This is a genomic window from Salinisphaera japonica YTM-1, assembly GCF_003788585.1.
GTDB classification, from domain to species: domain Bacteria; phylum Pseudomonadota; class Gammaproteobacteria; order Nevskiales; family Salinisphaeraceae; genus Salinisphaera; species Salinisphaera japonica.
The window spans coordinates 49,006-61,525 of record NZ_AYKG01000013.1; the positions used below are offsets into that span (position 1 = coordinate 49,006).

The following is a 12,520-nucleotide window of genomic DNA, read 5'->3' on the forward strand; positions in this document are numbered from 1 at the left end:
CTATGACGACACGCCCCAGGATGCCGCCTTCGGGGATATGGCTGCATGGCACAGCTAAACATCGGTTTTGCAAAGCAAAATTAGACGTGTTCCTCTTATAACAGCATTCGGCGCGTTGTCGCGACGATGCTCATGTCTCTAAAAGAGGGTTTTTAGTGAACGAACCACGTGGCAGTAAGCAGGTTGTTTTTTTCGGCGCGGCATCGGTGATCGCCGTGCTGGTGGCACTTGGTGCCGCCGCACCCGAGGCGTTCGGCAATATCGCCGGTGCGGCGCTGGATACGGTGTCGCACTATGTGGGCTGGCTGTATCTGATATCGGTATTCGGCTTCGTCGTCTTTCTCATCTGCCTGGCTGCCAGCAAATACGGCAAGATCCGGCTGGGCTCGCCCTATAGCGAGCCGGAGTACAGCTTCTTCTCTTGGGTGAGCATGCTCCTGGCCGCGGGCTTTGGCGTGGGCCTGGTGTTCTATGGCCTGGCCGAGCCGATCCTGCACTACGTGCATCCGCCCTACGACGACATGCCCGGTTCCACCCCGGAAGCCGCGCGCTATGCCATCCAGTATTCTTATTTCCACTGGGGGCTCAGCCAGTGGGCAGGCTTTGCGATCGTCGGCCTGATCGTGGCTTATTATCAGTTCCGCAAGGAGCAGGAAGGCCTCGTCTCGACCGTTCTGGCCCCGTTGACCAACAAACTGCCCGAGAAAAGCCATGCCCCGGTCAACAACGCGGTCAATATCTTTGCGGTCGTGGCCACGGTCATGGGCGTGGCCACATCGCTGGGCCTGGGCGTGCTGCAGATCAACGGCGGCCTGCATCAACTGATCGGCGTCAGCGAAGGCTTTTTCTGGCAGTTCGTGATTCTGGCCATCATGTGTGTCTGCTACACGGTGTCCAGCTATACCGGGCTGGACAAGGGCATCCAGTGGCTGTCCAACATCAATATGGTGCTGTGCCTGGGCTTGATGGCCTGGGTGCTGTTCACCGGTCCCACGATGTTCATTCTGAACACCATCGTGGTCGGCCTCGGCGATTATCTGCAGAACTTCATCGGCATGAGCCTGCGGATGAACCCGTTCCGCGCGACCGGCGAAGACTGGATCAGCTCGTGGACGGTGTTTTACTGGGCGTGGGTGATCGCCTGGTCGCCCTTCGTGGGCACCTTCGTGGCGCGCGTATCCAAGGGCCGCACCATTCGTGAATACGTTGTCGGCGTGCTGATCGTGCCCTCGATCCTGGCCTGTCTGTTCATCGGTGTGTTCGGCGGTGCCGCGCTGCATATGGAGCTGTTCGGCGATGCCTCGGGCCAGCTGGCCAGTGCGGTGGACACCAACATCACACAGGCGCTGTTCACGTTCTTCGAGATGATGCCGTTCTCCAACGCGCTGTCGGTTCTGGCCATGGGCCTGATCTTCATCTTCCTGGTCACATCGGCCGATTCGGCCTCGTATATCGTGGCCCAGATGACCGATAACGGCTCGCTCGACCCGCCGCTGTACAAGCGCCTGACCTGGGGTCTGCTGATGGCTGCCATCTGTCTGACGCTGATCGCCGCGGGCGGGCTGAAAGGCCTGCAGACCGGCTCGCTGCTGTCGGCCCTGCCGTTCATGATCATTCTTTATCTGATGGTCTATGTCCTGACCACCGAACTGCGCGATGACCGACGTCGCATGCTCATGGAGCTGCACGAGCAGTACAAGGAAATGCCGGTCGGCGCCGATGCGTTCGAGGCCCGCGATATTCTCAACGACGTCTGGGAAGACGACGACCTGGAGGATGCCGACGCGGCCAACATGCAGTCCGGCTATCACATCAAGGACGACGATTCGTCGAGCGACAAGACCTGATCACCCGGTCTGATATCCAGCCCTCATCGCCTTGGCGATGGGGGCTTTTTCGTGTTGATCGTGCGCAAATGAATACAGGCGGTTATCCGCCGATGAACGCCGATGCGCGCCGATAAAAAGATGATGGCCTGTGATTGCAGGCCGGTCGAAAAAGCCGTTCATCCGCAGATTGCACAGATGTCACGGATTAAAAGACAAGCGCTTTTGATCGATCAACCGGGCGAGTGCGACGACTCGCGGCGCATGACATCAAGCAACCCATCTGCGTCATCTGCGGATTGTCTTCCTGCCTGTATTCGTTTGTTTTGTTGATTCAGCGCGGATCGGCGGATTGTCTTTTTTATTAGCGCTCATTAGCGTTCATTCGCGGACAGGTTTCGCGAACGCGTCGCCCAAGCCGCGCGCTCAAACGATCCGCTCGCGCGCAATAGCGATGATGCGCTCGCGCAGCCAGCGGTGGGCCATATCGTGGTGATCCAGCGCGCCCCAGGCCATGCCGATCTCGAAACCGGGCAGATCGATCGGCGGCGGCTGGACCACCAGGCCCAGATGACGCGCCTGATAGCGGGCAATACGCGCTGGCAGGGCCACGATCATGTCGGAATGGGCAATCAGCTCGCGCGGCAACTGATAATGACGGGTAAGCACGCTGATCGTGCGCGAGAGGCCGCGGTCGGCCAGGGCTTCGTCAATACGCGACAGGCCCACGCCGGTCTGGGTGATCAACACATGACGCTGCGATAGAAACGCCTCCAGCGTGAGCGTGCCGCCGGCCGCGGCCAAGGCTGGGTGATCGGCCCGGATCAGACAGGCCAGGCGATCGGTCCATAGCCGCTGCTGATGAAAATTGGCCGGCAGACGCCCGAATTCATTGACCAGAAAATCTGCTTCACCGCGCTCGATCTGGTCGATGGCATCCGAGCCGGCCGACAGGATATTGAGCGCGATATTGGGCGCCTCGTCCTCGAGCACATCCACGATATGTGGCATCAGAATCGAGGCGGCGTAGTCGGTGATCAATATCGTGAACAACCGCTCGGCCGTTTCCGGCTCGAAGGCACGGTTGGGCGCGATCAGCGCTTCCATCTCGGCCAGCACGTTGCGCACCGGGCGGTGCAGCTGGGCGGCCCGGGCCGTGGGCTGCATGCCCCTGGCCGTACGTACGAGCACCGGATCACCCAAGAGCTTGCGCAGCCGCTTGAGCGCATTGCTCATCGCCGGCTGGGTGATATCCATGGCGCGTGCGGCACGAGTCACGCTCTGCTCGCGCAGCAGCGCGTCGAGCATGACCAGTAGATTCAGATCGACATCCCGGATGTTCATGCCGCCAATATAACGTGACGGCGGCTGGTAAAAACCGGGCCGCATGCCCAGAATACCGGCGCTATACAACGACCGTCGTGTCTAGGCGGTCTGCTTTCGGTTATCGGTCATGTCCAGCCAGTCTGTCGCACCTGCTTATAAAACAGCCCCCTGGCTGACGCTGGCCGGGCTGTTGCTGGTCGCGCTCAACCTGCGGCCGGCGCTGACCAGCGTGGCGCCGGTGCTCGGGGCCATCGGCGATGCGATGGGGCTGGGCTCGATCGGTCAGAGCGTGCTGACCACCCTGCCCGTACTGTGCCTGGGGCTGGCGGCACCGGCGGCCCCGCGAATGGCGCATCGTCTGGGTGCCGAGCGGGCGGTACTGGTCGTGCTGGCCGTGCTGGGCGCTGCCCTGGCCGTGCGGCCGTTCATCGGTGTGGCCGGGCTGTTTGTCGGCACGGCGGTGGCCGGCGGGGCAATCGGCATCATGGGCGTCCTGCTGCCCGGCCTGGTCAAACGCGATTTTCCCGATCAGATCGGTCTGATGACCGGTCTTTACACCATGCTGCTCAACCTCGGCGCCGCATTGGCGGCCGGGGCGACCGAGCCACTCCGGCTGGCGTTCGATAACGATTGGCAGGCCGCACTGGCCTTCTGGCTGGTGCCGGCGGTGGTGGCTGGCGGGCTGTGGTGGTCACAGCTGGCACCGCGGCCACAAGCAACCCGCCCACGGCGCTCGGGCCGGCGGCTGCTGGCCGAGCCCCTGGCTTGGCAGGTTACCGCTTTCATGGGCCTGCAGTCGTCGCTGGCCTATATCGTGTTCGGCTGGCTGCCCACCATTCTGGTCGATCGCGGCATGCAGCCGGTGGCCGCAGGGCTGGTGTTATCGACCTCGATTCTCGTGCAGGTGGCCAGCGCGCTCGTCGTGCCGTGGGTCGCCACGCGCCTGGCCGATCAGCGCGCCGTGCTGGTGGCGGTGCTGGCGGTGACGCTGACCGGTCTGGCGGGCTGTCTGTATGCGCCGCTGGGCTGGATCTGGCCGGTGGCCGTGGTCCTGGGGCTCGGCCAGGGCGGCAGCTTCTCGATGGCGTTGACGCTGCTTGCCCTGCGCGCGCCCGACGCCGACTCGGCGGCCGAGTTGTCCGGCATGGCCCAGGGCGCGGGCTATGTCATGGCCGCGATGGGCCCGCTGGCCATCGGCGTGATTCATGACTGGCGCGGCAATTGGGCTGCCTGTGGCGCACTGCTCGCCGTGATCGGCCTGGCCGCGATGATCGCCGGGCTGGGTGCCGGACGGAACCGATGGATTACGCCCGGCTAGGCGGCGTCGTTGTCGCTGTTCTAGCCAGTTTTCTGGCCGGTTTTCTGGCCGGCTTTCTGGCCGGCTGTGCCCACGGCCCGGTCGGTGACGCCGCCCCGGCACCGCCGGGCCTGGCACAACCCCAAACTGACAACACAACGTGGGCGCCCGTGGCCTGGCCGTCGCCGGGTTCCTCCGTCCGCAGGCCGGCCAACGATCCGTTTTATCGCCAGCCGGCCGATGTACGCCTGGCCGGCCTGGCACCCGGCACGATCATCCGTTATCGCCCGATTTCTCCGCGCTCTTATCTTTTCGGGCATGTGCCGGCCCGAGCCTGGCAGTTCGTCTATCGCAGCCTGAACACGCACGCGGCCCCGGTGGCCGATGTGGGCACCCTGCTTGTCCCGAGCCCGGCGCGCCCGCGTCTTTTGTCTTATCAGGTCGCCTATGACGCGCTCAACCCGATTTGTAATCCGTCTCAGGAAATCCTCCGCGGCACGCTGATCGAGCAACGATTCATCTCGGCCGCACTCGCCGACGGCTGGCCGGTGGTACTGCCCGACCACGAAGGCCCGAACATGGCTTATCTGTCGGGGGCCCAGGCCGGCCATGCCGTGCTCGACGGTCTGCGTGCGGCCCAGACGCTGCTGGGGCGCGCGGATACGCCGATCGGCCTTTGGGGCTATTCCGGGGGCGGGTTCGCCACGCTCTGGGCAGCACAGATGGCCACCGACTATGCCCCGGAGCTGGCTGTTACCGGTATCGCGGCCGGTGGCGTGCCGGGTGATCTGGATGTCGTGGCCCGGCATCTCGACGGGCGCGCCTTTGCCGGCATTTATTTTCAAGCGTTCTTCGGCCTGGCCAATGCCTACCCGTCGATCGATCTGGACAAACTGCTCAACGAGCGGGGAGAAAACGTACGACAACGCCTGGCGCACAGCTGTCTTGGTCAACTGTTATCCGGTGTACGCGATCCGTTGTTATCGGGCTTGAGCTTTGCCTCATTTGCCGATTACAGCACCCGAGACGCGCCGCGCGACACGCCGGCCGTGCAGGCGGCGCTGGCGGCCAATCGCCTGGGCGAGGCGCCGCTGGCCGCCCCGCTGTATTACTACCACGGCCGGATTGATCCGATCATCGGGCGCGATCAGGCACGCAAGATGCTCTTGCGCTACTGTCGGCGCGGCGTGTCGCTCACCTACGACTGGGCACTCGGCGAGCATATTCTGGCTGCGCTCACCCAGGCCGATGACGCACTGGCGTATCTCAACGCACAGGCCGATAGCCTAAAGGCGATCGCCGGCCCGGGCTGCAAGGATCTTGAAGGCGACGGTTCGGGTTAGACCGGGTTTAGCCAGCGGTCCAAGCCGTCTCGCGAACCTGCCCCGATCGATCGATTGACCACAGCCGGCCGTCGGGTAAGAGTTCGGCGAGCGTCAGCGCGCCGTCTGCCGTGAAGACACCGGTATCCAGCCAGCGACGGTTGGCCACGGCAAGCGGCGCGGCCAGGGGCGTATGGCCGTGAAAGATGACGTCGATGCCGGTCACACGCGCCAGCGAGGTGTTTCGACGTGCGCCGGGCCGCCCCAGGGCCGATAACGTATGGCGCGACCAGAGCGCGGTGTCCTTGATTGGCGCCTCACCCAGGCGCGTGACGAAATCTGCCCAGTCGGCCATACCGATATCAGCATGCACGAGACCGACGCGCGCCCCGGTTTCGATCGTTATCGTCATCGCCAGCGGCAGGCTCGCAGCACGCTGGCGATGGGCGGTCAGTGCCTGCGTATCCAGCTGGCGCGACCAGGCGCCGCCATTACTCAGCCATAGCGCCTCGGCATTGGCGGGGGCATTGGCTGCATGGGCATCCAGCATCATCTGCTCGTGGTTGCCCCGGACCGCGAAACACCAGGGTGCATCGACAAGCTGCAGCGCAGCCGCGCTATCCGGCCCGCGATCGATCAGATCCCCCACGGAAAACAGACGATCCCGTGACCGGTCGAAGCCCACATGGGCGAGCAACCCCTCAAGCTGTCGAAGGTATCCGTGGATATCACCGACGATGAAATCACGCCCGTCATGGTTACACCCGTGGTGCTGAACGGTGTCGTCGTCGGTCACATCATTTCTCAATCAGGTACGCAAAGCCACGAAGCGATGCCCGCAATCGATGCAATATCGAACGTTTGGGCGTCGAAACAAGCGTCGTATAACACCGCGTTTAAGCGGCGCTGTCCCGAAGCTCTGGCATTTAGGACAGTTGTTATGCATGTGCATTCCCCCGTTAGCACGCGTCCAACCGATCGCGCGGTGCGATCTTTCGTTTTTAATATCGTCAGTCGTCTTATCTTTTCATTTTCATATGAAGATTTTATAAATCGGCAAGCGCCGGCTCACGGGTCATCCGCGGCCGGTTGATCCACTCGGCTTATTCAGGACGCAACGATCAGCCCGGCACGGCCTTGGGCTGTTTCAGCGTATGGAGCCGCCCTCGGCGTTCGTGCTGCATTCGGCGAGCGCGCCGTCGGTGTCGCATCGGATCTTTTTCAGCAGATGCTGCATACGATGGCTGTACCAGGCGTCGTCCCACAGCTGCTGACGAATATCGCCCAGCATGCGGCGGTACTTGGTTTCGCGCTGGCCGTTGATATGAACCCAATACCGATCAGGGATCGTCCTGTCGGCTTTTTTTACCAGTCGAATCGCTCGATCCCAGCCTTCATCGACGGCGTAGCGTCTGGATGCCGCCGCGAAGTCTTCTGAAAAACGATCGCTTACGACCACCATCTGCAGCGACAGCATACCGAGCACAAAATCGGCCACACCGCCGCTATCGCCAAGCCCCTTGTAAAGCTCCAGCGGCTCGTAGGCGATGGCCGGCGCATACGCCATATCCACACTGTGGTTATTGAACATCGGCCCGAAACTGGCAATACTCGCCGGCACGGGCGACGCCCCGGCCACGTTGGCCACAACGCTGGCCTGCTTGTCGTAGCCGATGACGGCCACCTTCTTGCCGGCCGCGGCTTCCAGGCTGTCCAGAAAACCCTTGTCGCGTGAAAACAGATAGACCTTGCCCCCTGGCAAGACGCCGGCCACCGTATAGGGCCCTTCGCTCATCAAGTCAGCGGCCTTGTCGCTGGCCATGACCCGAATCGCGGTATGTTGCTGGGCATAGGTCTGCAGGCCGCCCACCATGTCCAGGCTGCCGGCGAAATCGACGAACTGCTTGGTTCGTATACCGGTCAGCCCGGCCGCATCACAGCGTCGGGCGCGTAAATCCTTGGCCACGACGCCTTCATCGGTATAGGCGGATAGCTTGAAGTCCACCCCTTTCGAGCGCGCCCAGATCAGATAATCCTGAAACTGCTGGGCGACCATGCCGTTGGCCCCGACCGGGTCGAACAGACACAGGGTGCGCTCGATCGGCGCCGCCGTGGCCGAGCCGGCGAGACCAGGCAGCACCTGGCCGGCCAACACCACGGCAAAAGCCATCGATCGCAGCGATCGATGGCTCCTTGCCTGCTTGAGAAAGCGGCTGGCCACGGCGGTTTAGTTCACCGCCCCGCCTTCAGATTCCAGACTGCACTCGGCAAGCCCGGGCTGCGAGTCACAGCGGATCTTTTTCAGCAGATGCTGTGCACGATGGCTGTACCAGTTCTGGGCCCACAGCTTCTCGCGGACGTTACGAAACAGCTCGCGATATTTCTTGTCGCGCTGATCGTTGATATGCACCCAGTATTTGTCGGGCAGCTGATCCTCGGCGCCGGTCACACGTCGCAGGGTGGAGTCGAACATGTTGTTAAACACCCAGCTACGCGACTTCTGGCCGAAGCCGTCGGGAAAACGATCCGCGTGGATCAGGATCTGACCGGACAGCATACCGAGCACGAAATCCGCGATGCCGCCGTTCTCGCCAAGCCCCTTGTAGAGTTCGAGCGCGTTGTAAGCGAAGGCCGGGGCATAGGCCAGATCCACACTGCCGTTATTGAACATCGGCCCGAACGATGCGATCGATGCACCCACCGGCGAGGCACCGGCCACGTTGGCCAGCGTCGAGGCCTGCTTGTCGTAGGACAACACGGCGACTTTCTTGCCCGCGATATTGTCGATGCTGTCGAGCAACTGCTTGTCACGCGAGAACAGGAACGCCTTGCCCAGCGGCACGATACCCACGACTTCGTAGCCGTCGGACTTCATGTACTCGGCCGCCTTGGGGCTGGACATGACCTGGATCGCGGTGCGCTCCTGGTCATAGGTCTGCAGGCCGCCCGCCATATCCAGGCTGCCGGCGAATTTGACGTAATGGATGGCACGCACGCCGGTCATGGAGACCATGTCGCACTTGCCGGCCTTGAAGTCAGACGCCGCCACGGCCTCATCGGTATAGGCACGCGGCTCGAGCTTGTAGCCCCAGGCACGCGCCTGAACCAGATAATCCTGAAATGCCTGATAGATGAAGCCGTTGGCACCAATCGGGTCATAGACGCAGAACGTCCGCGATTCGGCCTGGGCCGCTGCCGGCTGTAGTGCCGCGCCAAGAAATTTCCGTTTGAATTGCATGCGATCCTCCAGATGCATCCCTAGAAAAAACACTCGACACCCGTGCTGGCACATCGAGCCGACAAGCTCTCGATTGAAAATATTTCTTTTCGGGCGCGTTGAATAGACCGACTTTCGTCAAAGACCGGCCCTGTGACGTGATTCATCCAACCGACATATTCAGCCGATACGCTCCTCGGCTTGCGCGGCGCGAGATGAGCGCGCCGAACAATCAAGCAACGGAGAGGAAGAATCAGGGTGGCGATGAGCAAGTGGGCGTGGGCAGGGCTGGTACTGACAGGCGTTCTCGTGGCCTCGGGCTGCAGTGACGACAAGAACGCCCTTGCCGAGGACATGAACGACAAGACCGAGGCGCCCGCAACGCCACAAAGAGCGCTTAGGATTACCCAGGCCGGCCGCTATCAGGTCTCGCCGTTCGCTTTCGACGCGGGGGCTGCCGAGATCGTGGCCTATGATCCGCGCTTGATGCGCCTGTACGTGGTCAATTCCAGCGCGCGGACGGTCGACGTACTCGATATTGCCGACCCCGATGCCATCACCCGCATCGGCCAGATCGATGCCAGTGCCGAAGGCGCCTCGGCCAACAGCGTGGCGGTCTCGGGCACGACGGTGGCCGTGGCCATCGAAGCCAAGACCAAGACCGCGCCCGGCAAGGTGGCGTTCTATAACGCCAGCGATTTCACCAAGCTGGGCGAAGCGACCGTTGGCGCCCTGCCGGATATGGTGACCTTCACCCCAAACGGCCGGCGCGTGCTGGTGGCCAACGAGGGCGAGCCGGCCGACGACTACGCCACCGATCCCGAAGGCTCGGTCAGCGTGATCGATGTCTCGCGCGGTTTTCAGATGCCCGACGTGCGGAGCGCTGATTTCAGTGCCTACAACGACCACGCTGAGGCTCTGCGCGAGCGCGGCGTGCGGATATTCGGGCCCCGCGCCAGCGTGGCCCAGGATCTGGAGCCTGAGTATATCGCCGTGGCCGCCGACGGCGAGACGGCCTATGTCTCGCTACAGGAAAACAACGCCATCGCCACCGTCGATATCGAAAACGCCCGCGTGACCGCGATCCATGCGCTGGGCGAGAAAGACTTCAATCTGGCCGGCCAGGGCATCGATCCGTCCAACAGCGACGGCCTTAATATCCGCAAAGTGCCGGTATTCGGGCTCTACCAGCCCGATACCATCGCGGTGTTCACCGACGACGACACGCGCTACCTGCTCACCGCCAACGAAGGCGACGCCCGCGACTACGACGGTTTTTCCGAGGAGGCCGACGCCAAGGACGTAACGCTTGACCCACAGGTCTTTCCGAATGCCGCGGCCCTGCAGGAAGACAGCGCGCTCGGCGATCTGAAGATCACGACCACGCTGGGTGATGCCGACAATGACGGCGATTACGAGGCGCTCTATGCCTACGGGGCCCGCTCGTTCTCGATCCGGCGGGCGGCTGATGCCGCGCTGGTCTATGACTCGGCCGATGATTTCGAACAGATCACCGGCCAGCGTTACGGCGACGGCTTCAACGCCGACAACACCAGCAACGACGGCGATGATCGCTCCGATAACAAGGGCCCCGAGCCCGAGGCCCTGGCCACCGGCGTGATCGATGGCCGGCGCTATGCCTTCATCGGGCTCGAACGCATGTCAGGGTTTATGGTCTATGACATCACCGCCGTGGAGGCGCCCGAATTCGTGACCTATATCAACAATCGCGATCTGGACGTGGATCCCGAAAGCGGCCGGGCCGGCGACCTGGGCCCCGAATCCATCGTGTTCATCAGCGCCGACGACTCGCCGATCGACGACCAGCCGCTGCTGGCCGTAGGTAACGAGGTCAGTGGTTCGACCACGCTGTATCGCCTGCATCTCATCGCGGCGAGCGCCGATAACGATTCCATGCAAGACAGCATGGCCGACGACGGATAGACACGGCACCGGCCACTGGCCAGACTGGCCGGGTCGCCCTGATATGTCCTGTCTTGATGCCATCTCTGTCTTTCACCCGATTGGCCACGGCCGCCCTGCTCGGGTTGGCCGCGAGTGGGCCGGCACTGGCCGCTCTGAACTGTGAGGCCGATGCACGCAGCCGCCCGGTCGAACACGCGCTGTGCCAACACCCCCAACTCGTGCGCCTGGATACGGCCATCGATCAACAGATGGCAGCGGCGTCCGATGCCAAGGCACGCAGCGGCGACGCGCTGATGCGCGACCAGGCCAACTGGCAATCACAAACCCTGTCGATCGCCTGGCAAACGATGGAAGCCGACAACAAAGCGCTGACAGCCCGGCTACTGCCACGCTATCGCCGACGGCTGGCCTATATCCAGGCGCTGGGAGATACCCCGCGCGGCCCGGCCGCGCGTATCGCCGACACGCTGGCACATACGGCCGGTGACGACGATATCGTCGACCGGCTCGCGGCCGGCGATGAGATACAGCCGGGCGAGACACACCGCTATGACAGCCCGGCCGCGGCATTGGACACGTTGCATCTCGATACGGCCACTGATGCCCGCGAGGCCTTGAGCGCGGCGTTTGCGCCGGGCCCGATTCGCCTGGCCTGGCTGGAGGGCCCCGGCATCGGTCTTCTGCTTCAAAGCCAGGGCACTGCCCATTGCCCGGTCATCGCGGCCTTCAAGCGAAATACCAAGAGTCGTCTGGTGCCCATGGCGAGCCCGCTGGCCACGGAATCAGCGCGTCAGAAGGCCTGCGGGCAACAGATCGCTCTTTTCTCGATCGCCGGCATGCCCGCCCTGACGTTGATCGACAAGACAAGCGCCAACGAGATCGCGATCGATCTCTATACCCTGCACGGCGCCACCGGCTGGCAGGCCGGCCCGACGGTGATCGGGCGCTATGACCATACCCTGCAGGCTGGCGCGGTTCGTCATCGCGACGATAGCAACGCCAGGTTCTGGCGCCGCCTGGCCTTGCCCGTCGCCAAGGCGTTTGATCGCCGGCCCGTGCCCGGTTTCAGCCGCTCGGCCCTGTCGCCGCGCAACAACGCACGGATAGAAACCGCACGCCGCGCGGTATTGGCCAACGCCGCGGACGATGGCCTGGCCGCAGCACCGTTAACCACCGACGACGACAACACGCTCGGGCCCTTCAATCACTTCGGCAAAGCCGGCGTATTCTTTCCCATAGCCGCCCGTGGCAACTGGGTGCTGGGCCGGATCGGCCACGGGCGCCTGGGCTGGCGCGCCAGCGACGATTGGTTAATGGGCTTCTGGGGCCTGGATGCCGACGACCGATCGGTGCCGTTGGCCAGCCTCACGATCGAGCGCCAACGCGGCGCCGCGCTCGGGCAAGCTGTCATCACGACGGCCGACTAGCCGGGCGGATGCCCGGCCAGAGCCGCGTGTCGTCTTAGGGGCTGTTGCCGTTTCGTACGAGCGCCGCGTTGGCGTCCGCAAATCGTGCCCTGCAAGGCGCGAGTGGCAGCGTCGTGGTGTGCCACGACCAAGACTCGCAACGCCGCAGGGCGCGATTTGCGGCCCAACCCTTCGGGACA

At 63.2% G+C, this 12,520-nt stretch carries 9 protein-coding genes; 5 read left to right on the forward strand and 4 right to left on the reverse strand.

The genetic code is table 11. The annotated features are described in order from the left end of the window. The first annotated feature begins 155 nt into the window (after nt 1–155). Nucleotides 156–1,847 carry a BCCT family transporter gene (locus SAJA_RS05800; RefSeq protein WP_123657717.1) on the forward strand — a complete coding sequence of 564 codons (1,692 nt, stop codon included), beginning with the start codon at nt 156–158 and terminating at the stop codon, nt 1,845–1,847. Nucleotides 1,848–2,252: 405 nt separating this feature from the next. On the opposite strand, the gene SAJA_RS05810 is transcribed toward SAJA_RS05800, so the two are convergent. Further along, entirely contained in the window at nt 2,253–3,170 is a 918-nt protein-coding gene (locus tag SAJA_RS05810) for a LysR family transcriptional regulator (RefSeq protein WP_123657719.1), read from the reverse strand. A gap of 109 nt (nt 3,171–3,279) precedes the next feature. Between SAJA_RS05810 and SAJA_RS05815 the strand changes: the two genes are divergently transcribed. Continuing rightward, nucleotides 3,280–4,470 (forward strand): CynX/NimT family MFS transporter, encoded by a 1,191-nt coding sequence (locus SAJA_RS05815; protein ID WP_123657720.1) that lies wholly within the window; start codon nt 3,280–3,282, stop codon nt 4,468–4,470. Further along, nucleotides 4,452–5,792: a lipase family protein gene (locus SAJA_RS05820; protein ID WP_123657721.1), complete on the forward strand. Its 1,341-nt coding sequence runs from the start codon at nt 4,452–4,454 to the stop codon at nt 5,790–5,792. Before SAJA_RS05815 ends, SAJA_RS05820 begins: the two co-directional genes overlap by 19 nt. Nucleotides 5,793–5,799: 7 nt before the next feature. Here SAJA_RS05820 and SAJA_RS05825 read toward each other — a convergent pair whose 3' ends face one another. From SAJA_RS05825 to SAJA_RS05835, 3 genes are all read right to left on the reverse strand, one after another. Continuing rightward, entirely contained in the window at nt 5,800–6,567 is a 768-nt protein-coding gene (locus SAJA_RS05825) for a metallophosphoesterase (protein WP_184999764.1), read from the reverse strand. Nucleotides 6,568–6,918: 351 nt separating this feature from the next. Further along, entirely contained in the window at nt 6,919–7,941 is a 1,023-nt protein-coding gene (locus SAJA_RS05830) for a putative solute-binding protein (protein WP_123657723.1), read from the reverse strand. Nucleotides 7,942–7,998: 57 nt separating this feature from the next. Further along, nucleotides 7,999–9,009, reverse strand: a complete 1,011-nt coding sequence (locus SAJA_RS05835; protein ID WP_245963238.1) for a putative solute-binding protein — start codon at nt 9,007–9,009, stop codon at nt 7,999–8,001. Nucleotides 9,010–9,252: 243 nt separating this feature from the next. Between SAJA_RS05835 and SAJA_RS05840 the strand changes: the two genes are divergently transcribed. Then, nucleotides 9,253–10,932 carry a choice-of-anchor I family protein gene (locus SAJA_RS05840; protein WP_123657724.1) on the forward strand — a complete coding sequence of 560 codons (1,680 nt, stop codon included), beginning with the start codon at nt 9,253–9,255 and terminating at the stop codon, nt 10,930–10,932. Nucleotides 10,933–10,988: 56 nt separating this feature from the next. Further along, nucleotides 10,989–12,341: a lysozyme inhibitor LprI family protein gene (locus SAJA_RS05845; RefSeq protein WP_123657725.1), complete on the forward strand. Its 1,353-nt coding sequence runs from the start codon at nt 10,989–10,991 to the stop codon at nt 12,339–12,341. Nucleotides 12,342–12,520 lie beyond the last annotated feature (179 nt).

Excerpts from the sequence above, each read along its gene's own strand:
- SAJA_RS05830 (WP_123657723.1), bottom strand. The coding sequence starts at position 7,941 with ATGGCTTTTGCCGTGGTGTTGGCCGGCCAGGTGCTGCCTGGTCTCGCC.
- SAJA_RS05845 (WP_123657725.1), top strand. The coding sequence starts at position 10,989 with ATGCCATCTCTGTCTTTCACCCGATTGGCCACGGCCGCCCTGCTCGGG.
- SAJA_RS05840 (WP_123657724.1), top strand. The coding sequence starts at position 9,253 with ATGAGCAAGTGGGCGTGGGCAGGGCTGGTACTGACAGGCGTTCTCGTG.
- SAJA_RS05835 (WP_245963238.1), bottom strand. The coding sequence starts at position 9,009 with ATGCAATTCAAACGGAAATTTCTTGGCGCGGCACTACAGCCGGCAGCG.
- SAJA_RS05810 (WP_123657719.1), bottom strand. The coding sequence starts at position 3,170 with ATGAACATCCGGGATGTCGATCTGAATCTACTGGTCATGCTCGACGCG.
- SAJA_RS05820 (WP_123657721.1), top strand. The coding sequence starts at position 4,452 with ATGGATTACGCCCGGCTAGGCGGCGTCGTTGTCGCTGTTCTAGCCAGT.
- SAJA_RS05815 (WP_123657720.1), top strand. The coding sequence starts at position 3,280 with ATGTCCAGCCAGTCTGTCGCACCTGCTTATAAAACAGCCCCCTGGCTG.